Here is a 26,774-nt window from a genome sequence, read left to right as displayed (position 1 = left end):
GTGAAACTATTATTTAATTATTTATTCTACTCAGTATGAAGTGGAGCATTTAGTTTTTTAGTTGCACTACCACTAATTATTATCGATAAAATAATACGATTGTTTTATCTTATTATTTTTGGATTACCAAATTATTTAATGTTTGGTAGTTTAGAGTTCAAAAATTTTAGTGATATTAATGTACCTTGACTTTTCTTTAAATTGGTAACAATTTGTTTAGTTTTTACAATTATCACATTTATTATTGGTATCACAAGAGCAACAAGCACAAATAAAGATGTGTCTAAAAAACAAAGTGTAAAAAGTGTTTTAAAATACTCCTTTTTATTTGGTTTTATAATGCTGTGTTTACCTTTTCTTCTTTACTTTTTAAATGTATTTATAAATTTAATTTCAATAGCTATTTTTAGTGGTAACGAAATACAGTTGGGTAAAGACATTTGAATTTCTTTATATGATAAGGAATATTTATATGACAATTTTTCTTTAGAACACTGAAATGATTTATCAAACGATGGATACAAAGTTCCATTTAATGATTACTATTACAACACAAAAAGTGGTGGTAATTCTCTATTACTATTTAAGGGATTGTTCGTTTCGTGAGCGACTTTAATACCTTTATTAATCTCCTCAATGCTAATAATTACAAAACTTTTTCATCAATTTGTTTTATTTATAATTTCACCTTTAGTTTTCAGTACTGCTTCTGTTGACAACGGTGTAAGAATGAAAGAATGAATGAAAATGTATGTATCTAAATTAGTAGTTATTATTGGTTTCTTAATCGGAATACAAATATATGCTATTTTTGTTGGTAGAGCTATTAGCTGAGTAAATGTTCAAACAAATTTAAGTAGTATTGACAAATTTGTATTGATTTGTTTATTTTTAATCGGTGGTGCTTTAGGTAACATGACAGTTACTGAAATTTTCGCAAGTTTTATTGGTGAAAAAGCAAGTATTAGAGAAAGTATGGGTGAGATGAAAACATTATTTGGATTGGGTGCTGGAGTTCTTGCTGGAGCGAAAGCGACAAAATGAGGATTAGGACACTTATCGACTTCAAATCACCGTGAAAAACTAAAGAGATTAAGAAGAAATAAAGAAGATTGAAAACAAGGAAGACTAACAAGAGAACAATACAATAATAATATTTCGCAAATAAAACAAAAAGCAAGTGATAACTCTATTTATAGAAATAAAATAAAAACTCCGTTTGTTGAAAATGTAAAAAATCCACTGATGAATAAAGTGGAATATAAAAAGGTTCAATCAAGTCTGGAAAAATTGGAAAACGCTGACTTACAAGAAGCACTTAAAATGATGGAACAAAAATCACCATCTCCAACTTTACAAAAGGAGAACAGTAAATGATGAAAACAAAGATAATACAAATAAAATCTACGAAAGAACTTGAAAGAAAGATAAAAAAAATAAATAAACTAAATAATAAAAATAATGTGGATATTTGAGACTATTTTAATTTCTTACCACTTGTTTTGTTCTGATACAAAAGGAAAAAAGGAGTAAAAGAAATTGTTTGCATGTGAAACGATAACAAAATACGTTTGGGAATATCTGAAGATACAAAAACAATAAATGTTACTTATGATTTAGCAAAAATCTGGGGAGCAAACATTAATATTACGCAAAAAATAAAAAATACAACTTCTGGTTGAATGGATTTTAATATTAAGGTTTCTGGATTAGTTGAACAAAGCAAATACGATGAATACACCTTCACCTTTAATGGTTTAAACATGAGCGAGCCTTTTATTAAAAAAACGTTATCTACAAAAGAAGATTATGATTTGATATTAACACCAAGTGCTAAAAGTGGGACACTAACTGAAAATTTAGAAAAAATAACAAAGATTATTATTAAAGATTTTATACTTTTCCATCACACAAATTACATACAAAGAAAACAAACAAGCTATAGATTGTTTTGCAAAAAGATTGTAAAAAAAGATGAAACAAGCGAAAAACTTAAAACAGAATAAAATAATAATTTTTAGAGATTTTTCACTTTTAGACATATCAGTTAGTTTTGTTCTTTCTGTTCTTGCAATTTTGGTTGGTTTAATCTTACCTTTAAAAGGAATTTATAAATTATTTTCATTTATCGGTTTGGTAATAGCATTCAACTTATTATTAATAAAAAACTCAAAACACAACTGTAGATTATATGTTTTGGTGTTTAGACAATTTTTATACTTAATTTCCATTAAAACATACAAAAAAAACACAAAACAAGAAACTTATTTTCTTGTACCGTATAGTGGTTTTTCTAAAAACGGTAGTTTAATAGCAAACAACAAAGTAGTTGGTAAATCATATACAAAAATCATTAAATTTAGTGGTAAAAATATCTGGAATGAAGAAGAAACTGACATAAAAAGGTTTCTTGATAACATACAAAGAATAATCGAATTAGTAGATGGGAAAATCAGTTTTATTCGATTAAAACAAAAAAGTAACTATGATAAAAATTTCGATTTCATAGACAAAAATATTACTGAAAATAATAATTTTAAAAAATCAAAATATTCACAAAACTTCAAAGATTATTATGCTGAAACAATCAAAGATATTGGTTTTTTAAATAATGATTTACTCGTAGATAACTATTACATTTCATTAACAACATTAAAAGACAATAGAATTGACAATCAACTTGATTTAATTTCCTCTGAATTAAATAATGCTGGTTTAAGCAATGAGGTTCTTGACAAAAAAGCAACTCTAAAATTAATAAGTAAGTTAATTTATAAAGATTTAAGTGAAGAAGAAATTGAAGAATTATTAAAAGATGAAAACGAAGTTCAAAAACAAGTTAAAAGCAAAAATTTCAAACAAAGATTTATAAACTTTTGATTCAACAATAACGATTATGTATATGCTAATTCAAAATTTAAAAAGATATTTTCGTTTGATGAAGTTAAATTTTCAAAAAACTTTATTAAATGTGACGATAAATATTTATCAATTTTAAAGGTTAACGATGTTCCATCGACACTAAGCGAAAGTTATTTGGATACTTTGTTAAATAACGACAGTACATTTATTTTAAATTTAAGTAAAGTGAATTCTAATACTCAAGAAAAAATTATTGATACTGCATTAAAAAATTTAGAAATTAACGCAAGAGATACCAAAAGTCACTATAAGTCTAATTTATCTAATAACGAAATCGAAAATGTTGAATTTTTACTAGAGCAAGTACAAGAAAAAAGTGTCAATTTATTTAATGCGTCAATATATTTAATTTCTTGTGCTGAAAGCGAAAAAGAACTAAAAAAAATCAATGAAGATTTATATATCGAAAACAGAAAATATAATTTCTACTTAAATAATTATATTTTTAGACAGTTTGAAATATTCGGTAATATCTTTCTAAGATATAACAAAGTTTTTAATGATGATTTAATCATGACTTCAAAAAATATTGTATGAGGTTGAAGTTTCAACAATGATAAAGTAAATGATGGTAATTCACTATTTTTAGGTACAAGCTTAAGTACTGATGAAGAAATAATATTTAATCAATTTTACTTAAAGGACAAAAACAGAAGTAATCATAATATGTTTATAAACGGTTCATCTGGTAGTGGTAAAAGTACAGTTCTTAAAAAGATACTAGCAAACAATTTGGTAGAAAACAACAGAGTTTATTTATTAGATACCCAAAATGAATATGGAAAAATAAATAAATATTTTGGAGCTGATGAAATAAATTTTGGTGGTGGAACTACAAAACTTAATCCCCTACAAGTTGTTGTTAAATTGATTGATAAGCAACAAAAAAATAATTTGGAAATTATTTTTAACAAACACCGTGAATGATTAGAAAATTACTTCACTTTAGCAATAAGTGAATTAAGAGAAAATGAAATTAGAGCGTTAATTAAACTAATAAATGAGCTTTATTTACAAAAAGGTGTTTATAACTTACAAACAATTGAAGAATTAAAAACATTTGATTGAATGACTATCGATGATTTGATTCAATATATCAAAGAAAAGAAAGAAAAAGTTAATAAAAATGTATTTTTAGAAGAATACATAATGCTTGAAAAATTACAAGAAATATTAACTTATTTTTACGGTGAACACGGTAAATATCGATTACTTTACAACGGTAAAACAAATATAAATTTCGATAACTATTTTGTTTGTTTTAATACTTCTCAATTATTCAATAATTCAAATAATAGTAGTGAAAAGCTAGGTATATTCATTTTACTAAGCTTTTTACAAGACAAAATTTACGATAACTTTGTCAAAAACAAAGATAAAAAAACTCTCATTATTATTGATGAAGTGCACAGATATTTTAATAACGACATAACACTTCAAATGCTTTTTGACTTAACTAAAACAGTAAGAAAATTCAACACTGGTTTAATTTTAGCTACACAAAATACAAGTGATTTATTTATTAATAAAGATGGTGTCCAAAAAGCGATGGGTATATTCAACAACTGTCAATACTTATTATTCTTAGCTCTAAGACAAAATGACATAGAGCTAATCAGTCAAAACTTTAAAGCAAATGGAGGTTTAACACAGAGTGAAATTAGATTTTTAGCAAACGCTGAAATTGGAAATGGTATTTTTTCACTTAATACAAAACACAAAATACCATTAAAAATCTACTATAACGATTTAGAAAAAGAATTATTTTTCGATAAAGGAGAAATAGGTAAATATAATGAGCAATAGCAAAGAAGAAAGATTAACAATTCGTTTTTATAATGATGACAATAGAGAATATATCGAAAATATAAAAAGAAGTTTTAAAAGAAAAGGACAAAACTTAAATAATTATTTACAATCTGTTGTTCTAAGTCATTTTGAAGAACTGGATAAGCAAGCTGTTTTAAAGGATATAAAAAATGATATGTTTTATTCATTTAGAAAAGCATTTTTCAGCTCTTTAGCTCCATTTCAAGCAAATATTAATGCAGAAATTTTCAACAATCGTTTAGAACTTTTATTAATAAATAAAAAAATTGATGCAATTATTAACATTTTAATCAGTCAAAATAAAAACGAAAAAATTAACTATGATGATTTAAATCTACATTATGCAAATGAAATTTTACAAGAACAAAGCATTTTCGAACTTTTAAGAGAAAACATAAAAGTTTCGATTGACAAAGACATTAACGAACAAAATAACAAAGTTAAAAAAGCAATTCGAAGACAAGAAAATTTTGAAAAATATGACATTAAACAATTCTGAGATGCTACACAATCAATAACTGAAAAAAATATTGATGCAAAGATTAACGAAGAAAACAATGAAGAAAACAATGAATAAAACAAGCAAAGTCTTATGACTTTCCACACTACCTTTAATCACTATTCCATCAATGTTTTTAAGTTATGAAAGTGTTACTAATTTTAAAAAAACAAAATGACATACTTTAAATTTAAAGCTTTTTAGTCAAGAAGAATTGAATGCAAAATTACAAGAAGCTGACAAAAAAATCGAAGAATATTCAGGAACAACAATAACAAAAACTAATTCTATTTATCATTCATCAGAGTGATGAGAACTAGGTGGTGGTTATTGAGAAGAACAAGAATACTACGAAACGGTAGGTGTAAATAAAGCGCAATTAAAAATATGAAAAGAAAAAAAGAAAGAAATTGAAAATTTAATAAATATTAACAATCAAAATAGTAAATTTATTGGAGAATATAACAAATTTATATCAATTGTCAAGGAGTATTTAGAAAACGACAATACCTTGTCAATCCCTAGTGATATTGGCGGTGTTTTAACGTCAAATTCACTAAAAAATTACAAAAGCAATATTGACTATTTAGAAGAAAAAATAAAACAAATTAACAATTCGATAAATAATCCTTATTTCAAACTTAAATTTAGAGTTCAAGATGCATTAAATTACATAAATTTATACACTGAATTTAATTCTAGTGATGTTTTAGTAGCAGAAAACATTGCAATAAATTTGAAATTGAGTCAAAAATATTGAAATTTAGATTTAAGCAAAAGACTAAAAATTGAATATGGTTTATGGGTGGATGGGTACACTAATTCCACACTATTAATAAAAGACGTACCACAAGTTATTAAAAAAGACAAAGGTTTCGACAGTAATTTAAAACTGTGAGATGCTGGTGTTTATGAAGTTCATACTCCTTTAAGTGTAAGCTTTCACACAAGCGATTTAGAAAATGAAGCTTTGATTATTAATGGGAAAAAAATTGAAGTATTAAATCAAGAATTTAATGAAATTTTAACCGATAATCGAAACTTTAAACAAATAAAGGAAAACAGCGAAAACGAAAACAAAACTAATAAATATGTAATTGAAGTCAAAGTATTTAACGATACTTTCAAAAGTGATAATAATTTAAAATACACTTACAGAATAACTTTGATTATTAATCAATATCAAGCTGTTGAAGATTTTAAATATTATGCTTGAAATCCAGAAAATAACAAACAACAGAAGCTATTAATTACAGAATACAAACAAGATGAAAATGGTAATAACATAATTGACGAGAATGGTAAAAAGGTTAAAAACGAACTATATGATGCTGAATTAGATAAAAATACGGGTACTAAAAAGAAGATAGTTTGACTTGATTTTTCTACAAGAAACACAGCAAAAGAACTTGAGTGATACCAAGAAAAATATAAAAAAGAATATCCGTTAACAAAAGCAACAAAAATACCAGTATCTACTAATACTTTATTTTTACCTTTTGCAGAAAATGAAACTAAAAAACAAGGAATAGTTGCTGAAGCAATAAATCTAGGTAGTGGTGCGCTATTACAATTATTAAGCACAACTGATGAGTTTAAAGTTTTTAAAATTGATGCTGAAAGCGAAAATTTAAAAATAATACCGTTTGAAAACGGTGATTACTTTAAATTATTGCAAAACACTACAACTGATTTATCTTACTTTTCTAAGTCGGGACTTTATTTATTCTGTTCAAAAATAAATAAAAGTGTTGATAACTTTAAATTGGTTTATATAACAGACAAACAAAGTTCAATAAATAGCATTTTAGATACCTTACCTAGAAAATGATTTGGAGATATTTGAAAAAGCTATTACGGAGTGTTATTAAAAGAATATTTAACCAATGAAAGAAATTTAGATGAAAATCAAATTAATGAATTAAAGTACGAAGACATAGCAAATTACTGATATGACTATGTTAAAAGAGAACATATAAGAGAACATTATTGGAACATTAAAAACATTTCTCCTAAATTTGATTTTAGCAAGTTAAATAACACAAATTATAATGCATTTTTAAATAAATATAATAATGATTACACTAAATTTAAAGAAGATTTTTTGATAAAAGACAAATGAAGTTCGTACATTAAAATTTCAAAATTCGTTATAGACAAATTAGATAACACAATAAGAATTCTTGTTTCGCTTGATACAAATAGACAAGATTTAAAACTGGTTAATAATGACTTAATTTATAAAATAAATTTCAATACTCAAAATCAGTCGACAACAACTGAAATAAATATTGAATTAAACAAAGAGTTAATCTTAAAAATAGCTAAAGCAAGCAAAGAGAAGGATTTTTTCAAAAAAATAACAAAAATTAAAAAATCTGAACTTTTTAAAACTAAAAAAGAAAGTGATTTAGATTTGTTTAGCTATCGTTTAAGATACAGAAAAAATCTTTTAGATATTTTGTTAATCGGTGAAGATAGTGTGACAATTTTACCCACTAATTCTTATACTCTTTATTTAGAAAACTTTTTATCAAAGGAAACAGACACAAAAAATATTTTCGAAACAAATAATGAAGAAGAAAATAAAGAAAGTGAAACTGATACAAGTGATGTAAATAATGAAAAACTTGAAAATTCAAACAGTTTATTTTTATCAAAAGAAAGACAATTCAACATTAATGGTTTGAATGATGCTGAAGAAATCAAAAAATCTATTAAAAACTACTTAAGTCAAGAATTCAATAATTTAGTACTTAATCAAGATTATCAAATTAAAAATCTTGATGAAGTTGTTGAACAAAGAAAATTTATTCAAATTATTACCGACAATAACGAAAATAAAAAATACAGTATTTTAGTTTTAGAAGCATTAGGTAATAAATCTGGTAGAGCTTTTATAAAGGTTTATAACTATGCGAAAAGCTATGTGGATAAAGAGTTTGATTTAAATAATATTATTGGTAAAAAATTAGTTTTAAATTCAAAGTACTTACAAGAAATAAAACAAATGATTATCAATCACATTAATCAATTAATTGATAATGAAAACATACAACTTGATAGAGAAATAATTATCGAAAATTTTGATAAAAAAATTAATGAAATTGTTTTAAAAAGAGAAACAACTATTGTTGTTATTCCTAATAATGTCAAAGTAATTGGTAAACTGTCTTTTAATGTTGAAAACACTAATGCATCCGACATTATTGAGAACGTAAATACAAATTCAATTTTTAAAATTGATTTAAATTTAGTTAATGTTCCTACATTAACTTTTAGTGAAAAAAATAATAATAAACTAAGACAAAAAATTATTGATGAAGTTAGATATGTTTTAAATAAAAAAGGATTGAAAGAAAACAAACACTACGAAATCAATTCGGAAGAATTAGATAAGACAATGAACTTTTTGAATTATTCAAAGAAAGCTTTATTAATTGTTAATAATGGTTCAAAAAGCAAAAATAAATTAAAAATTAAAATTTTTAACGAAGTTGTTGCAAATGTTTTCAAACAAGATGCAAACAATGATGAAAATAACAGCTTTGACTTAAGCTTGATTAATAGTCAAAAACTAGTATATAAGCAAAATAAAGCTAGTGTTTTAAGACAACAAATTTATTTTGATATAAAAGATTTTTTATTAGAAAAATATCATTTAACTGAAAAAGAAAATTATGTTTTCGAAGAAGACATAAATTCTAAGGTAAAAAAACTGATTGCACAACAAGGTATAAATAATACAACAATTGTTATTAATAGTATAAAAAACAAAACTATTAATTCATATAGCTTTCAAATAGAGAATTTTATTGAAAATATAAATAATGTTATTGATGATTTAGAAGATATAGAGCTACAAAAAGAAGAAACTGATTTTTCTACAATCAAATTGGAAGATTTAACATTATCCGAAAATACTTATTCATCCATTTTTAACAAAATTGTTTTATATATTGAAGAAAATTTAGACAAATTAAAGTTAACAGATGGAATTCATTACTTAATAAAAAGGAATGAATTGGATAATGCGATTGATGAATTAACTTATAAATTAAGTTATTTAAATTCAACAACACTAAAAGTTCATTCTGTAAGGGGATTTTCAAAAGGTGTAATAACCTTAAAAATTCAAAACAAACTAAATTATAAATTTATTAACGACAAAACTGGTAATGAATCATTAGATGGTACTTTAATAAAAAATAAAAAATTCTTATTTAAACAAAAGCAAAACAAAATAATACTAATAACCGTTAGTGTTTTCTTGTTTTTTGGAATACCTTTAACAGTTTTACTTGTTGCTTTGTGGAAACGAAAAGTAGCGAGAAAGGTTTAAAAATGATGTTAATTTTTATAACAATATCAGTGCTTTTGTTGAACACATTGCTTTTAACAGTTTATTTAATTATGTCAATTAAACAGTTTAGGACAATAAAAGATAGTAAAGCAAAAATTATGTTTTTAGAAAAGAAAACATGCTTTGTAACAATTAACATAACAAGTGTTCTTTTAATGTCATATATTAATCTATTTGAAAATACATTGAACATAATTTTGTATATTTTTTGTTTTTTTCTATGGTTTGTATTTTTATTCATTAATGGACTAGATGCATTCGAACAAATAAATATTCAATATAATAAAACACAAAAAATTTGTCTTAAAAGTTTACTTCACATTGTGCAAATCACAACTTTTATTCTTATAATAATTTGCTTAATTACTAAAATTCATGCTCTATATTTTTATTAACAATTCATTTAATAATCATAATAACGGTGACTGATAATGAAAAAAAATTAAATACTAAAATAGTAATAATTTTCATTTTTAGTGTATCTATTAATTTTTCAATTATTAAATTGTAAAAATCTTTAATACTATTCGAAAAATTTTTAACAACAATACTTTCAAAAATATAAATAAGAATACAAAAAAATAATCAAAAAAGATTACAAATAATAAAGTTTTTTATTTTCTTTTTTAGAAGATTAAAAACTTTTTCTCAATAAAAATTAATTTTTTTAAGAAATATTGTTAAAAAAAACAAAAAAACAATTATTGTTAATGGGACTCAAAATGAAAGGGTAGAAACGACAAAAAATTGTGTTAATTTATACATAAAAAAAATTATAAAAATAAAAAAAAGAAAATACAAGGAGAAAATATGAAAAATAAAGAAAATAAACAAAAAGAAACAAAAAAAGCTAAAAAAATATTTTTAGGATTAACACTAGGAGCTGGTGTGACTTGCGCAGTTTTAATACCACTTTTGGTAAAAAACTGTCAAGCAAAAGAAAAATATATTTATAAAAACAGTTTACAATATACAAAAATTGTTGAATTGAAAAGTGAAAACGATAGTGTAACAGAAGCTTTATTAAAAACTCAAGACAACTTAACAAGACTACAATTAGAACATGAACAATTATTAAAAGCAAAAGCTGATGTTGATGAGGAATTAAGATTAGCATTAGAGCAAAATAATCGTGATGCTAAACTAATTGAAGAGTTAAGACAAAAACAAAAAGAATTAGAAGAAGAAATCCAAAAAGCACATGAAAATTACAATGCTTTACAAAACAAATACGATGATTTAAATGAACAAAAAAATTTATTAGAAAGTCGTGTTCAAGATTTAAGAATTCAATTAATTAGAGAATATAACGAACATAAAAAAATTCAAAATCAACTTGAACTTAAATTAGCTAATTTAACTAAGGATTATCAAAAAGCTTTAAACTTAATTAAAGAAAAAGAAGCTGAAATTAAACAAAAGCAAGATAGTATTAATAAACTAGAAAAAGATAATAAAGCAAAACAAAAAGAAATTGATTTATTAAATAATCAAAAAGCAGATTTAATTAATAAATATATTGAAAGAATTAAATATGAAATTCAATTAATGAACGATAAAGCAAATGATTTTAGTGTTTGAAAAAATATTGCATCAGCAACTGATGATGAAAAAATATATCCAGAATTAGAAAACAAAACTGAACAAAAGTGATTGTTAGAAAACATGGATAACGGTAATGTTCTTAACGAAAAACTAAGTATTGTTAATAATTACAAACAATTAACAGATGAAGAATTGATTGCAAAACTTTTTGATGAAAGCAAGAATTTAAACAATGAAGAAAACGAAAAATTATTAAATGTGTTTAATAACTTTAAAAATGCTAATAATGATGCAAATTCTTACAACAAAGATATTTTTGTAGAATTTATTGAAAAACTTAACCAAAATAATGACACAAAAGACAACACAATTCAGCAAGCAAAAGAAAAATTAATGCAATTGGTGGGTAGTGATGATATCGACTTCGTTTTTGGTGAAGATGGTAAAAATGCAAAAGAAGGTTCAATTGTTCAAAACTTATGAGAAAAAATTAGACAAAAGGATAACGAAATTGAAACTAAGGATAATCAAATAAGACAAAACGAAGAACAAATTGGTTCTTTAAATAGTGAATTAGAACAAAAACAAAGAGATTATCAAGAATTAAATACAAATTATGAACAATTAGATACCAACTTTAAACAAAAAGTTGAAGAAATCAAACAATTAGAAACACAAAAATCATCGTTAGAACAACAATTAAAAGAAACAAAAGAACAAAAAGCAACATTAGAACAACAATTAAGCGATGCTCAAAGAGAAAAAAGCAGCTTAGAAGCTGATTTAAGAAATAAAAATCAAGAAATAAGTAGTAAAGAAGCTGAAATTCAAAGATTAAAAAGAGAATTAGAAGAAGCTAAAAGAAATAATAAAGATAATGAACAATCAAAAAATGCAAGAATTCAACAATTACAAAGCATGTACGATGAAAAACAAAGAGAAGTAACAGAATTAAAAGAACAAGTTAAACAGTTACAAGAACAAAACTCGCAAAAAGATAATGAAATTGAAGAAAAAAATAGAGAAAATCAAAGATTAGAACAAGAAATTGACGAAAAAGAACAAACAATTAGTAGTTTAAATGAACAAATTAAATCTAAAGACAGTGAAATTAAAACTAAAGATGCTGAAATTGATAAATTAACCAAACAACTAAAATTAGCAAATGTTAATACCGGTAAAATAAAAACAGAATTAGAAAATGTAAAAGAATTTTCTGCAAAAATGAACGAAATGGATAATACTTTTGCTGAAAATATCATAAAATATCTAAAAAACTTATATGGACTTTCTAAATTTTCAAATGATGAGTGACTAAGAGTTTATAACAATAGTGATAATAATTTAATACAAAGTCCTTTTGAAACATTAAACAACGGTAATTCAAAAATGTTTAATGATAAAACTTTATCTTTCTTAAATAAAGATTTAGTAAATGAAAAAGTTTTAGCTAAATTTAATGAACTTTTAGGTAAAAATTTAGAATTAAATAAACTGCAAGAATTGGTTACAAATATTAAAAAAGCTTATAAAGAAATATTTTTATATGAAAACACAAGAGAAGATATAACAAAAGGTTATAAAATTACTTATAAACAAAAAGCACATTATAATTGAAACGATAATATAATACCGACAATAAAGGGTAATACAATATCATTAACAAACATTGACGGTGATTTTTGAAAATACACATTCAAGCACACCGATGCTACATCTGGTGGAATAAGTCACGCAAGTCATACTAAACGTCCAGAGCAAAATGTTTGAAGTTGAGAAAGATAAAACAAAATTTTTAGTACGGTTTAATAACCGTGCTTTTCTTTTAAATATTGTAAATAAAAATACCACATAAAGTGGTATTATTTTCTTTCAATTCTAGTTACATCACTTTTTCAGTAAAAATTGTGTAATTGCATTCATTGTGTTTTCGGTGCAAAAACACTTTCTTTAAAAGTCTGTTTATTTGTTTCATAAGAATTTCAATTATTGTTATCTTTTCAAATTCAATTATTATCTCAGTTGTCCATTCTATCTCCAAAAGTAGTGTCAACAACATAATCAACATCATTTTCTTTAATTGAAAAATTAATGTGTTCTAAATAACTGTTGTCTTTTACTTTGTAGTAGTGGTTATTTAAATAAATATCTTGATAACCTAAAATATCAAAAGCAATGTATAAAAATTCGCTAATACCTTGACAGTTAAATTCTGAAAATTCATTTTCTTTCATACCTAAAAAGTGGTAATTTTTTTTGTAATTTGTTGTATTGTAATTATTTTTAACCATTAAAAATTTTGACAATGCAAGTGCTTTTTGCTGAGTACTTCAGTTTTTGTTGATTAATTGTGGTATATATTTTTTAACAATATCATAATAAAGGTGCATATTAGCTTCGGTTTGTTTTAGTTCTTCATCTGTAAAATCTTGACGAAGTTCTTTATCAGTTATGTTTAAAACATTAGCTAATTTTTTGAACATATATTCATTTACATAGTCAAATTTGAAAATACCAAATTTATTTTTCTCAACTTCAATATAAGGGGTAATTTTGTTGTAGTTATCTGCATTAAAACTGTCTTTTGTATCAAACACTAGTCAACTATCACTTTTATAATCGTTTGTTCATTCAGTAATATCTTTATAAAAAGTTTTTATACTTTCTTTGTCGTTTCAATTGTTACTTCATGAAGAAACATCATTGGTTTGATTTACTTTATATTCAAAAAAACTATTTATATATTTTTCAATTTCTTCTGAAAATCTTTTGTAGTATTTTTTTAAGTCGTTATTAAGGAGTTTAGAATAGTGTTGTTCATAAAAGTCGCTAGTATCTACTATATCTTTTGAAAGGTTTACTAGTTGTTGGAATTTATCAGTTACATTTTTTACATTATTAGAAAAGTTAGTTATTTTTTGAAAGTTAAAATTACTAGATTTCGACTTCAATTCTTCGTTTTTCATTTCGTTTCAATCATTTACATAACTATCTATTTTTGACTTTAATTGTTCTAAATAACCTTTTAGCTTTTTGTTTTGTAGTTGTTGTTTGTTTTGTTCATAAAAAGAATTGTTTTCATTAAATGCTTGAACAACTTGTTTTTCTCAAAAACTAACAAACGATTTTTTATATTCTTGTTTTTCTTTTTCAGTATTCTTGCATGACATCGATACAAAAGGTAAAGATATACAAGAAACACCAGCTAAGAATAACATTGATTTAAATAAAAATTTGTGATTTTTTTTCATTTTTGTCCCTCACTAATACTTGCTATGTTTTAATTATATCACCTAAAAAGAAAAAAATACCAATTTAAAATTTTATTTATAAAATTTTATGTTATAATACATTTAGGTGTAAGTTACACCATAAACTTTTTAACAGTGTATTTAACTCAAATTTGAATGATTATTTTTATCGTTTTTAAATATCAAAATCCAAAAAAATTATTTGTCTATATTTTTAATTCCTTTATATACTGTTAGAATTTAAAAACTGTTGAGACTAATATTGTTTATATGTGCGTTTGTTTATAGCAAATGCACATTTTTTTATGTTTTACAATCACTTTAGCGCAAAAAAACATAATAAAACAAAACTTTCTTATGTATTTATTTAAGCAAAGATAAGCAAAGTAAATTATGATTTAAAATATCATAAAATATCATTAAATGATTGTTTATAATATTAAGGAATATAAAAAATACCTTATATATAGACATATTTTATTTTCTTTCTTATGATATATTATATTATAAAATGATATAACATGATATAATATGATTATGAAAACTAAAATTATTACTTATTTAAACAATAAGGGTGGTGTTTTAAAAACAACACTAGCAAGTAACCATGCAATATATTTATCGCAATTAGATTATAAAGTTTTAATAATCGATACCGATCCCCAAAATAACATTGCATTAGAATTTGATATAGAAGAAGCTAAATACACTTTAAATGATGTTTTATTTAAAAATATTAATTATAAAGAAGCAATTATTAATAAGGAAAACATTGATATTATTACATGTTCTAAAGAACTAGAATTTTTCGATGAAAAAGCATCAGAAAATCTTGAATTAAAAGTTCCTTTTTTAATTCCTTCAGAATTAATTCAACAAATAGTAAAAGATGAATACTATGATTACATTATTGTTGATACAGCTAATAAATTAAACAACTTACTATCAAGTGTATTATGAGCTACTGAGCATGTTATTATTCCCTTTTCATTTGGATGAACATCACTTTCTGGTATTAATAACACCATTAATTTCATTAAAGAAGCACAAAAAGTTAATAAAAATTTAAATATCAAAACACTAGTTCCCGTTTTTACAAACATGAAAACAAAACTGCACCAAGAATTAAGAAAACAAATACAGCAAAGATGAACAAACATAAAAGTATCAGACATTTTTATAAAGAATTCATCAATTCCAGAAAAGTTTAACACTTTATACTTTAAACCTTTTTTAGCATGTAAAAGAAATCACCCCTTAAAAGAAGATTTTATTAATTTATATAAATCTTTAAACATTTAAAAGGAGCATATTATGTCTAATATAAATACAAAACTACAAGAAAAATTATTGAGAACTTCTAGAGAGGAAGATAAAAATGAAAGTTTAAAATTTGAAGATGATAAAAAAGTTCAAATTTCTATTACTATTAGTCCACAAATGATTACCAAAATAAAACAAATCCAAGACAGCTTAAGTATAAAACTTAATCGTTCACAAATTATAGAATTAGTATTAAGAGAATACGAAATTAAAAAATAATTTTTTATATCAGAAAATATCATAAAATATTAGTTTATGATATTTAAAAAATAAAAAATAACTATTTTCCAGATATATTTTAAAAAACTGTATAATAGTTCATGATATAAACAATCATTTTATGATATATTTTTTTAAAAATAAACTTTTTTAAACCAATTTATGTTATAATATAGTTAACTATTAATAGTTAAATGGATAACCTTATCCGATAGGGTGGTGGAGTTCGTATAAGAAGTGTTCACTTTTATATAAAGTTTAAGAAATTAAACAAGTTCGAAGCGTTGATTAAACAACAACGGAACAGAATGATTTTATATAAAAGAAAAAGTTGATTACCCACCACATTTAAATTTTTATCATTAGATAATAATTTAATTTGCTTTTAGTCAAGAATTTTGTTCTTGACTTTTTTTATTTTTTTTAAAGTTTTATACTTAATATATGAGTATAAAAAAAGGAGACAATAAAATGAAAATTAAATGAGGTTTAACACCGTTTGCAAAAAAACAAAAAATATATTTAGTTTCGCATGATAATAAAGGGAAAATTATAGTTGGACATCAAAGTTATCACAATGTTCGACCAGTTATTGTATTTGTAAATGGTGATAATGTTTATTTTTTAAACTGTAGAAGTACAGTAAAAAAAGGTGTTAAAAGAAAAACACAAAAAAATGAAATTGAAATATGAAATTGAAAAACTAATAAGTCGAATTATGTTGATTTAAGTAATATTCAAGCGATGAATAAAAATGATTTTCAGAAAATTTTCAAAAATGATTCCGAAAATATAAGTGATTTAAAAACTGAAAATGGTATGCTTCTAATGGAAAAACTTTGTGAGCAAATTTTAGGTGACAATTTTTTAACTACATTACAAGAACTAAGATTAGTAAACGGTAAAATGATTACAAGTAATGTCATTTTTAGGGACACTGATTTAGTAAATAAAACAAAAAGCAAGGAACTTGATTTCTTGTTTAAGGGTGCTAAGGAATATCAACAGTTGAGTGATGTTGGTAAAAAATGATATGTAAATGATTTAAGTTTAGATAAGTTTTTTGAACAAATTTATACAAATGATTTACTTGATATACACGATGAAGTAAATAGTTCTCCAGAATTAAAAGATGAATTAGCTTTAATACTTTTAAATTCTAAAGAAAAAAACTACCATGGTTTTAATAAAAAAATATCCGATACATATAACACAAAAAATATATATGAAATTAATACTGAAATGCTTGAAAAGAACAATTATCAGCACGAAAAGATAATTGACTTAGTCATTTCGAATCCAGCTGATAAGGTTAAACAATACATAGATTTTTTATTTGAACTACAACAAGATAAAATGTACGAAAAATATTTAAAAGAAGAACTTGAAACAAAAATGATTGAACGAAATATACTAGAAAATTCCGAATCGAAACGAGAAATAAAACAAAACAAAGAAGCATTAGAAGAAGAAAATGAACAAATTTTTACACTATAAATAATGAAATCACACAAAAAAAGTGTGATTTTTTTGTACTTTTTTGTACTTAATTTTAAAATTTAAGTATGGAAACAAATGAAATTTATAGTAGAAAAAATCAGCTTTTTATCGAAGCATTAAATCAAAAAGAAGAATATTTTAGAATAATAACACGAAAATCTAATCCTACTTTTAGTCACTGAAAAGTTGAAAAAACAATGAAAAGAAATCTTATTCTTGAAGACGGTGTTTATCAATACAACATAACAATGTACTATTTTTTAGATAAAAATGGTAATAAACATCGTTTTATTTATTACCATGATGAATATCTAAAGAAGCTTAAAAGAAACAAGTTTAGTCTTGAAATTATGCAAATCGCAAAAGCTCAATATCTCGAAAATTCTTCTAAAATATCTCTTTTTTCTGGTTATTTTCCGACAATTCAAAACATTAAATATCATCTTAAAAAAGAGAAATTACAAGAAAAATTAGAAGAAAAAAACATTAAGGTATTAAATAATATTATCGGAAAATCATATGCAAAAATAGACATAATGACAGATGATTGTTTCGTTTCGTACAATCGAAAATCATGCAATTTTAATAAACAATTAATGATAAGATGTATTACTTTAATTTGCTATTCTGAAGATAATAAAATTGATAAAATAACTCTTCTTTTTACAAAGAAAAATAATGAAAATATAGTACTAAAATCAAGCAAAAAATTAAAGGAAATATTAAAGAAAATTCGTTATAATCAACTTCATTTATACGGTGACGGAGCGATATGAATTAAGAACTTAGCAAAAGAAATAAAAGCTAATTTTCACCTTGATAAGTTCCATCTTTTCCATAAATTTAATGATGCTTTCAAGAGAAAAAACGGTGGTAATTTAAAAGTTTTTAATACTTTTTATTGCGATGAAGATGGTGAATTGTGAAGCTCTAAAATTGAAAATATGCTCAAAAAAGGTAATGAACAAGAGTTTAAAAATACTTTCAATTTACTATTAAAAGATGAAAAATTCAAGCTTCTTCCAGCTGAAAAGCAAAAGAAAATCATCTCCTTTAAGAGATATGTAAACTCTCATAAATCTGGTATTTTTGAAAAGAATACTTTGAAAAAAGGTAGTTCATTAACGGAACATATAGTGTGTTTTGTGGTAAAAAGATTTATTAAAAAAGCATTTAGTAGATTTGGAATTGAACGGATAAAACTAATGATTTACCATCAAAATCTCTTAAATTCTACTAATTGTTTATTTTTTTAAAAAAAACTTGAATTGGACAAAAATATACGATTTAAAATAATTCTTCTTTATATACTAGTATATAAAGACTTTCTAAAAACTCTCTTTTTTGGACAGTAATTGTACAAATAAAAAAACAAGTCCAAAAAATGGACTATAAATTTTATAAATTCTTTATATATCATAGATATATAAAGCAAGATTAAAAGTCTTCTACGGTTAGTAGATTTTGGACTTTCTTATCTTGCCTTAAAAGGGGAAATACCTTAAAAAGCAGAAATCATAGTTCAAATATAAAAATTGTCCAAAAAATCAAAAATTTTTTTAGTTCTGATTTATTACTAAATTAGCCTTGTTCTCGTAAGAACCTTTTTTCTTTCTTTTAAATATATTTTTCTTTCTTTTTTGGAGATAACCTTTATGGTATGATACCTATACGGTATAAATTAAGAATTTAATTCATGTTATATTAACTTCACTTTACTATTCGTTAAAACTAAAAAAAACAAAAATATGTTTTTTGATTACTATAAACTGAAAATATTTAATTATTATGTTATTAGTAAACTGTATTTAAGAAATTTATTGTTTTGTTTAAATTGTTAATAATTTTTCTTAATTTTTTTTAAAATATTTATTTTTTGAAAAGTATTGAAAAAATACTTGATTTTTAACGGAAAGGTGTTAAAATATTAGTAAAGAAAACAAATTTTCGCAATTGACAATTTTGTTTTAACCCACCTTTATTTCACTCATTCAAAATAATTTAGTTTGTTTTGTGAAACTAATTTGGTTAAATCGCTTGTTTTGATCATACTTTGTTTTTCAAATTCTTCCTTTATTTTTATTCAATTACCATTGTGTTTCAAAACAAAATATAGTAAAAATAAATTCTTTTTTATCCTTTCTAATATTTAAAGTAATTTTTTCTATGGAAAATCAAAAAAAAAAAAAAAAATACAAAAAAAAAAAAAAAAAATAACTACAAAATGTAGTTATTTGTTGTTTCCTTGTGATAAAAGCACAACAATATCATAAATTTTGTTTAAACTTAATCCAAGGATAAAACCGCAAACTAAACTAAGAAAAAATGTTAGTAAAGATTCTCAATGAGCGTTTTGCGGTTTTAAGATTTTTTTTAAATCAATTTTGGAAATAATTAAATAACTAATTAAAACAGAGATTATGTAAATAAAAATTCCAAAAATATTATTAAGATAAAATATCTTATCAATCATTAAGATTTACTTAAAGCTTTCTTAATATTAAGCTCTTCGATGAAACAGTATTTTTTTACACTTTCATCGGGAACAAATGTTGGTTCAAGATTTAATGGTTGTTCAGAGATATCATTAACAATAATGTCAATTCTGTCACCCTTTGAATGAACAATACCTTGATTAACATAATAGATTTTTTGGTTATTATTTTGCGAATTTACGTAAAGTTTAGAACTAACAATCGCTGCCATAAATTCTAAACAATTTGCTTGAATACCAATGTAACCTTCAGTAGTTTTTAAAGTTACAACATCAGTTTTAGTTTCTAAAAAACTACCGTGTGGTGTTGTGATTGTTAAATATGCTTCTGTCATTATTTAATTTTATTTGCTTTTTCAACAGCTTCTTCGATTGTTCCAACATATAAGAAAGCATCTTCAGGTAGATTATCGTGTTTACCATCAAGAATTTCTCTAAATGAACGAATTGTGTCGCTTAATTTAATATATTTTCCAGCATAACCTGAGAATTTTTCAGCAACAAAGAATGGTTGTGATAAGAAGTTTCTAATTCTTCTTGCCCGCGCAACGACTTTTTTATCTTCTTCAGATAGTTCATCCATTCCTAGAATTGCAATAATGTCTTGTAATTCTTTGAATCTTTGTAAAATATTTTGAACTCCACGTGCAACATTATAGTGTTCAACACCAATAACTTTTGGATCAAGTAAACGAGATCCTGATGAAAGTGGGTCAATAGCAGGATAAATTCCCAATGCAGCAATATTACGATCAAGAACTGTTTTAGCATCTAGGTGAGTGAATGTTGTTGCAGGAGCAGGGTCAGTTAAGTCATCAGCGGGAACATAAACAGCTTGAACTGAAGTAATTGATCCCCGTTTAGTTGAAGTAATTCTTTCTTGTAATGAACCCATTTCGTTTGCTAGTGTTGGTTGATATCCAACAGCACTTGGCATACGTCCTAAAAGGGCACTAACTTCAGAACCAGCTTGTGTAAATCTAAAGATGTTATCAATAAATAATAAAACATCTTGATTTTCTTTGTCGCGGAAGTGTTCAGCCATTGTTAAAGCTGTGAACGCAACACGCATTCTGGCTCCAGGAGGCTCATTCATTTGTCCGAAGACTAAAGCTGTTTTGTCAAGAACACCACTTGCTTCCATTTCGTGGTAAAGATCATTTCCTTCACGAGTACGTTCTCCAACTCCAGCGAAAACTGAAATTCCCCCGTGTTGAGTTGCAATGTTGTTAATTAGTTCTTGAATTAAAACGGTTTTACCAACTCCAGCTCCACCAAATAGACCAATTTTTCCCCCTTTAACGTAAGGCATTAATAAGTCAATAACTTTAATTCCTGTTTCAAGAATTTCGATTGTTGTTTTTTGGTCTTCAAATGAAGGTGGTGTTGCATAAATTGGTGAATAGTTAATATCTGTTGTGTCAAATTCTTTTCCGTCAATTGGGTCTCCAAGAACGTTAAACATTCTTGAAAGAATTTTATCCCCAACAGGAACTGAAATTGGCCGCCCTGTATCAATAACTTCAAGCCCTCTTTTTAGACCGAAAGTAAGATCCATTGAAACAGCTCTAACAGTGTCATTTCCGATTTGTTGAGCAACTTCAAAAACGTATTTTTTTCCTTCAAAATTTAATACTAAAGCATTATTAATATAAGGAATTTGTCCTTCTGAAAATTGAACGTCAACAACCGGCCCAAGAATTTGGACAATTTTTCCAACATTTAGTTTTTCTTGTCCGTTTGAAATTTCCATAAAGTCTCCTTTCTATGATTGTGAACCACTGATGATTTCAGTAATTTCTTCAGTGATTTTTGCTTGTCTTGATCGGTTATAGTTTAGTTGTAGAGTATTAATTAATTCATCAGCGTTATCAGTTGCATTTTCCATTGCTGTCCGACGCGAAGACATTTCACTTAACTTTGCATTAGCCATTGCTAAAAACATACTTGCTTCAAAATAGATAATAAATGAATTAGCAAGAATTTTTGTTGCACTTGGTTCGTACATCGACAAGTCAACTGTGCCTTCATCTGATTTTTCAATATTATCAGCAACAATTGGAAAAATTTGTTTTGTTTTTACTTCAGTAGTAATTGAGTTAATGTATTCAGTATAAACAACATTTACAGTTGAAATATACACTTCTTGAATAACATCATAGATTTTTTTAGAAATTATTTGTGCTAATGAATATTCTAATTTATCACCAATTTTTGAGAATTTTTGAATTGTTTGTGAGTCGTAATTAGCTAATGATGCAACTAATTTTGAGCCCAAAACGATTAATAATGAGTTTTCGTCAATAGTTTCGCGAATGGTCTTAACTATATTTGCATTATAAGCTCCACAAAGACCTAAATCAGAACCAATTACGATATAAAGATTTTTAGGTTTTATGTTTTTGTCTGAATTACGGTTTAGAATGTATTCAACATCTTCAGAGTGTTTTAAAAGATTATTAAAAACACTTTTTACCCGATCATAATAGACTTTTATTTGATTAAAATCATTTTTAGTTTTTCCTAGTTTTGCAGTAGCAACTAATTCCATTGCTTTGGTTATTTTTTGGGTTGTTGATACAGATTCAATTCTGTGTCTAATTGCTAATAAATCTGCCATGACTATTCAGGAATACTTGGATAAGCATTAGAATCATAATTAGGAATTTTTTTCAAGAAAATATTATTAATAAAGTTTACTAATATATCTTTTAATTGTTTTGAATTTTCATCGTCAAAAGCTAATTTAGAACTTAAAGCAACACGAATTGAAATTGCTTCCTTATCTTGTTTTGAAAATGAAATCAATTCTTCTTTAAAGTCATCAATATATTCGACAGGAATTGGGTTAGTTAAACGTTTTTTGATTGCAAAAAGAATTAATGCTTGATCAATTTGATCAATTGGTGAGTATTGAGGTTGTTTTAAGAATTCATAAACTTTTGCTCCATGTTCAAGAATTAAACGAGTATTTTCGTCTAAATCTGAACCAAATTGTGCAAAAGCTAGCATTTCATTGTATTGTGCTAATTCAAGTTTTAAAGAACCTGACATTTGTTTAATTGCTTTAATTTGTGCACTCCCCCCTACCCGACTAACACTAAATCCCACGTCAACAGCAGGTCTTTGCCCTGAATTAAATAGTGATTCTTTAGTAAATATTTGTCCATCAGTAATTGAAATTACGTTAGTTGGAATGTAAGCTGAAATATCACCAGCTTGAGTTTCAACGATTGGTAGAGCAGTACATGATCCACCTCCGTTTTCTTTATTTAAACGCGCAGAACGTTCAAGTAATTGTGAGTGAAGATAGAAAACATCTCCAGGGTATGCTTCACGTCCAGGTGGACGACGTAAAAGAAGTGATAGTGTCCGATAAGCAACAGCATGTTTCGAAAGATCGTCATAAATGATTAAGACATCTTTACCACGTGCCATTCATTCTTCAGCAATAGTGATTCCAGTATATGGAGCAATGTATTGCAATGGGGCCGCTTCTGAAGCACTAGCGTTAATAATTGTTGTGTATTTTAACGCATCAAATGTTTTTAAAGTTTCAACAACTTGACTAACAGTTGAATTTTTTTGTCCAATTGCTACATAGATGCATAAAACATCTTTACCTTTTTGGTTAAGAATTGTATCAATAGCAATTGCAGTTTTACCTGTTTGACGGTCTCCAATAATTAATTCACGTTGTCCTTTTCCAATTGGAACCATTGAATCAATAGCAAGAATTCCGGTTTCAAGAGGTTGGTTAACTTCTTGACGCGTCATAATTCCTGGCGCAACTTTAAAGATTTCTGAGTAGTAATTTGCGCTTATTGGACCTTTTCCATCAATTGGATTAGCAAGAGCATCAACAACACGACCTAATAGTCCATTACCAACAGGAGTTGAGATAACTTTATTTGTTCTTTTAACTTCTGAACCTTCAGTGATTTTTTCATCATCACCCATGATAACAACTCCGACTAGTTCTTCTTCTAGATTAAGAACCATTCCGAATGTATTTTCGCTAAAAGAAACTAATTCTCCTAATTTGGCATTGTCCAAACCACTAACTAAAGCGATTCCGTCACCAACTGTAACAACTTCACCAATTTCTGATGTTTCTATTTGTTTTGAAAAATTTTGAATTTGATTCTTAATAATCGAACTCAAACTACTTGGTTTTAATGACATGTGCCTCCTTTATTTTAAAATTAATTCTTTCATTTTATTTAATTGCGAAGAAATTGAATTATCAATAACTTGGTCGTCAATGACAATTCTTAATCCACCAATTAATTTTGGATCAATTTTATTTGTTAAAACTAATTCCATATTGTATTTTTTTGAAAATACTTGCTCAAAATCATTAATTTCAAAATTAGTTAATGGTTTTGTTGAGTAAATATATCCATGTTTAATGTTTTTAAAAGCATAATAAAAAGATTCAAATTGCTCAAAAATTTTTTTTAGTTTTTTAATAACTTTGTTTTTTGTCATAACTTTTAAAAAGTTAAGAATTAGTGAATCTGCACCATTAAAAGTTTCATCAATAACTTGAAATTTTTGTGAATCCTCAATTGAGTATGCGTTAAGTATCTTTAAATATTGTGGGTTATCGATAATTGATTCTTCGATTAATTTAAAATCTACAAAACAAACATCGAGTTTATTATTTTCTTTTGCTAATTCGAAAATAGCTAAAGCATAATTATGAATAATTTCACTATTATTCATTATTTAGCCTCATCTAAAAGTTGTTGAATATATTTTTTGCTTTCTTCGTCTTTAATTTCACGACCGAGAATTTTTTTAGCTATTTCCACAGCATTTTCAACAATAATGGTTTTTTGTTGTTTTTCGAAATCTCTTCAACTTTTAGTTATTGAGTTATTCGCTTGTTCAATCATAGAGTGTGCTTTAATTTTTGCAACTTCTGTACTATCATCAATGATTTTTTCACTATCAACTCTAGCATCATTAAGCATTTTATCAACACGTTTGTATGTTTCTAGTAAAGATTCATTAGCTTTATTTTGAAGTTGTAAAGCATCTTCTTTAGCTTTTACTGTTTCGTCAATATTTTTTTGAATAAATTCTTGACGTTTAGCAAGCATTTTTTTCACAGGACGGTAAACTAAAAAAGTTAAAATAATAGTTATTATCGCTAGTGAAACAATAGTAACAATAAAATAAGGTCAAGATCAACTAAAGGCTTTAAATTGATTTCCTAATGTTACTGATACTGAATTTGCTTCGTTAATTAATGAGTTCATATTAAACGAAAATAATTAAGAAAGCGATAACAAGACAATAAATAGCACAAGTTTCAGTAAATGAAACCCCGATGAACATTGTTGTGTTTAATTTTGCACGTGCTTCTGGATTTCTTCCGATTGCTTCAACTGTTTTACCGATTAAATAACCTTGCCCAATTCCAGCTCCTCCGGCTCCGACCATTGAGATCCCTGCACCTACTAATGCAAGCCCATAAGCAACCCCTGAACCTTGAACGTTTTTATCAATGTTTGAGCTGTTAAATGCATTTGTCAAAATTTCTGTCATAGTTTTTTCTCCTTTTTAAATAATTTGTTTTTCTTTTGTAACCATATTTTTCATTTTTTGCATAATTTCTCTTTGTTTTTGTTTTTTAACTTCAACTTTTGCTGAAAACGATCAATAACTCATCGTTAAAATAACAAAAACAAAAGCCTGTAATAATGAATCAAAAATATCAAAGTATAAACTTAGTCAAGGTGTTATTAATACACTAATTAAATTTAAATCAGCTAAGGGGCTGTCATAATTTACACCAATAATTTTTGTTCAAATAAATGTAAATAATGCATGTATTAAAATGATGATTAATGAACCACCGGTAATGTTACCAAACATACGGAAGCTTAAACTTAGTAAAGGTGAAAATTTACCAGGTCAGTCCATAGGATTAATTCATTCTTTTCAGTAATTTCATTTTTGGAAAACAATTCCAACCAATACTGTACCTATTCAAGTTACAGAAGTAATACTTAAAACAAAAGTTAATGATGTAGCAAGCGGCGCAAAGCCAAAGATAGCCATAGCATTACCTATTGCAAGATAGGTAAATAAGCTGAAAAAATAAGGCGCTAATTTATCTAATTTAGATTCTGTCGATTGTGTTGTTAAATCATCAACAAATAAAACATATTGTTCAACAAGTATTACCATTTTTACCGGAGCAACATTTTCTTTTGAACGACGAACTAAAAAGAAAATTGTTAAAGCGAGACAAAAAATCATCACTACCAAAACAATCATTGATACAATCTGGTTTTCACCAAATTCTTTAGAACCTCAAGCTTCAGCATCCCTTACGCTAGAATGTCCAAGTAATTTGTCCATTAAACTCCTTTCTGTATTTTTTTATAATAGATAATCCCCGCTGCGATAGCTGCTATTGTTGTCGGCATAAAAGCTAAACAATAAAAAAATATATTAACAGGATATAGCATTCTATTAGCACCTACTCAATGCGATGAGTTTAAAAAATGGTTGATTAAAAAAATATAAGCTAGAAATAGTAGGCTTATTAGAATATCGACCCATGTTCATAAAACTATTTTTAAGGGTGTTGTTTTTCTTTTTTGAATAACTTTATATCAAAGAAAAATATGGTATGTGAGAATACACAAAAAATTTGTTAATCCAACAATATAACCTCATAAATATGTAAAACCGTCTTGTTTTATAAGAGAAAACATTATTAGACTAACAAAAATAAAGATGTGAAATATTAATAAAATTTTTCAAAATTTTTCAAAAAGTTTTTTGTCAATTTTTCGCATATTTTTTCTC

General features: G+C 25.3%; 19 protein-coding genes. 10 read left to right on the top strand and 9 right to left on the bottom strand.

Going from position 1 to position 26,774, the window contains the following annotated elements; translation table 4 throughout:
- From JV175_RS02050 to JV175_RS02025, 6 genes are all read left to right on the top strand, one after another.
- On the top strand, positions 1-1,392 hold the full coding sequence (locus tag JV175_RS02050) for an Mbov_0396 family ICE element transmembrane protein (RefSeq protein WP_205498839.1): 1,392 nt from the start codon (positions 1-3) through the stop codon (positions 1,390-1,392).
- The gene (locus tag JV175_RS02045) at positions 1,374-2,006 is read left to right on the top strand and encodes a hypothetical protein (RefSeq protein ID WP_205498837.1); all 633 of its coding nucleotides are present in this window, start codon (positions 1,374-1,376) and stop codon (positions 2,004-2,006) included. Before JV175_RS02050 ends, JV175_RS02045 begins: the two co-directional genes overlap by 19 nt.
- Positions 1,975-4,728, top strand: a complete 2,754-nt coding sequence (locus JV175_RS04385) for an Mbov_0397 family ICE element conjugal transfer ATPase (protein WP_205498835.1) — start codon at positions 1,975-1,977, stop codon at positions 4,726-4,728. Before JV175_RS02045 ends, JV175_RS04385 begins: the two co-directional genes overlap by 32 nt.
- Positions 4,718-5,329: an Mbov_0398 family ICE element protein gene (locus tag JV175_RS02035; RefSeq protein ID WP_205498833.1), complete on the top strand. Its 612-nt coding sequence runs from the start codon at positions 4,718-4,720 to the stop codon at positions 5,327-5,329. The genes JV175_RS04385 and JV175_RS02035 overlap by 11 nt, the downstream gene beginning before the upstream one ends.
- Entirely contained in the window at positions 5,322-9,593 is a 4,272-nt protein-coding gene (locus JV175_RS02030) for an Mbov_0399 family ICE element protein (protein WP_205498831.1), read from the top strand. Before JV175_RS02035 ends, JV175_RS02030 begins: the two co-directional genes overlap by 8 nt.
- 831 nt (positions 9,594-10,424) lie before the next feature.
- A complete protein-coding gene (locus JV175_RS02025) occupies positions 10,425-12,944 on the top strand; it encodes a coiled-coil domain-containing protein (protein WP_205498829.1) in 2,520 nt (839 codons plus the stop codon).
- Between the two features lie 77 nt (positions 12,945-13,021).
- Here the strand turns inward: JV175_RS02025 and JV175_RS02020 are convergent, their stop codons facing one another.
- The gene (locus JV175_RS02020) at positions 13,022-14,410 is read right to left on the bottom strand and encodes a hypothetical protein (protein WP_205498827.1); all 1,389 of its coding nucleotides are present in this window, start codon (positions 14,408-14,410) and stop codon (positions 13,022-13,024) included.
- Positions 14,411-14,947: 537 nt separating this feature from the next.
- Between JV175_RS02020 and JV175_RS02015 the strand changes: the two genes are divergently transcribed.
- The 4 genes from JV175_RS02015 (at position 14,948) to JV175_RS02000 (ending at position 18,708) form a co-directional block, all read left to right on the top strand.
- Positions 14,948-15,712: a ParA family protein gene (locus JV175_RS02015; protein ID WP_205498825.1), complete on the top strand. Its 765-nt coding sequence runs from the start codon at positions 14,948-14,950 to the stop codon at positions 15,710-15,712.
- A gap of 12 nt (positions 15,713-15,724) precedes the next feature.
- A complete protein-coding gene (locus tag JV175_RS02010; protein WP_205498823.1) occupies positions 15,725-15,952 on the top strand; it encodes a hypothetical protein in 228 nt (75 codons plus the stop codon).
- Between the two features lie 471 nt (positions 15,953-16,423).
- Positions 16,424-17,449, top strand: a complete 1,026-nt coding sequence (locus JV175_RS02005; RefSeq protein WP_205498820.1) for an Mbov_0400 family ICE element protein — start codon at positions 16,424-16,426, stop codon at positions 17,447-17,449.
- 68 nt (positions 17,450-17,517) lie between these two features.
- Positions 17,518-18,708, top strand: coding sequence for an Mbov_0401 family ICE element transposase-like protein (locus JV175_RS02000; protein ID WP_205498818.1), 1,191 nt, complete (start codon positions 17,518-17,520; stop codon positions 18,706-18,708).
- A 1,216-nt stretch (positions 18,709-19,924) separates the two neighbouring features.
- Here the strand turns inward: JV175_RS02000 and JV175_RS01995 are convergent.
- The 8 genes from JV175_RS01995 to JV175_RS01960 are packed head-to-tail and all read right to left on the bottom strand — an operon-like array spanning position 19,925 to position 26,321.
- Positions 19,925-20,281, bottom strand: a complete 357-nt coding sequence (locus JV175_RS01995) for a FoF1 ATP synthase subunit delta/epsilon (RefSeq protein WP_205498816.1) — start codon at positions 20,279-20,281, stop codon at positions 19,925-19,927.
- Entirely contained in the window at positions 20,281-21,699 is a 1,419-nt protein-coding gene (gene atpD / locus JV175_RS01990; protein WP_205498814.1) for a F0F1 ATP synthase subunit beta, read from the bottom strand. Before atpD ends, JV175_RS01995 begins: the two co-directional genes overlap by 1 nt.
- A 12-nt stretch (positions 21,700-21,711) precedes the next feature.
- On the bottom strand, positions 21,712-22,566 hold the full coding sequence (atpG, locus tag JV175_RS01985) for an ATP synthase F1 subunit gamma (protein ID WP_205498813.1): 855 nt from the start codon (positions 22,564-22,566) through the stop codon (positions 21,712-21,714).
- 2 nt (positions 22,567-22,568) lie between these two features.
- Positions 22,569-24,131: a F0F1 ATP synthase subunit alpha gene (atpA, locus tag JV175_RS01980; protein WP_205498811.1), complete on the bottom strand. Its 1,563-nt coding sequence runs from the start codon at positions 24,129-24,131 to the stop codon at positions 22,569-22,571.
- A gap of 9 nt (positions 24,132-24,140) precedes the next feature.
- Positions 24,141-24,674, bottom strand: a complete 534-nt coding sequence (locus tag JV175_RS01975; RefSeq protein WP_205498808.1) for a F0F1 ATP synthase subunit delta — start codon at positions 24,672-24,674, stop codon at positions 24,141-24,143.
- The gene (locus JV175_RS01970; protein WP_205498807.1) at positions 24,674-25,213 is read right to left on the bottom strand and encodes a F0F1 ATP synthase subunit B; all 540 of its coding nucleotides are present in this window, start codon (positions 25,211-25,213) and stop codon (positions 24,674-24,676) included. Before JV175_RS01970 ends, JV175_RS01975 begins: the two co-directional genes overlap by 1 nt.
- 1 nt (position 25,214) lies before the next feature.
- The gene (gene atpE / locus JV175_RS01965; RefSeq protein WP_205498805.1) at positions 25,215-25,502 is read right to left on the bottom strand and encodes an ATP synthase F0 subunit C; all 288 of its coding nucleotides are present in this window, start codon (positions 25,500-25,502) and stop codon (positions 25,215-25,217) included.
- A 15-nt stretch (positions 25,503-25,517) separates the two neighbouring features.
- The gene (locus tag JV175_RS01960) at positions 25,518-26,321 is read right to left on the bottom strand and encodes a F0F1 ATP synthase subunit A (RefSeq protein ID WP_205498803.1); all 804 of its coding nucleotides are present in this window, start codon (positions 26,319-26,321) and stop codon (positions 25,518-25,520) included.
- Positions 26,322-26,774 lie beyond the last annotated feature (453 nt).

The sequence above is a fragment of the [Mycoplasma] gypis genome, from assembly GCF_016924775.1.
GTDB lineage: Bacteria > Bacillota_I > Bacilli_A > Mycoplasmatales > Metamycoplasmataceae > Metamycoplasma > Metamycoplasma gypis.
The sequence above is the reverse complement of the archived record's forward strand: the minus strand, read 5'-3'. Positions and strand labels throughout refer to the sequence as shown.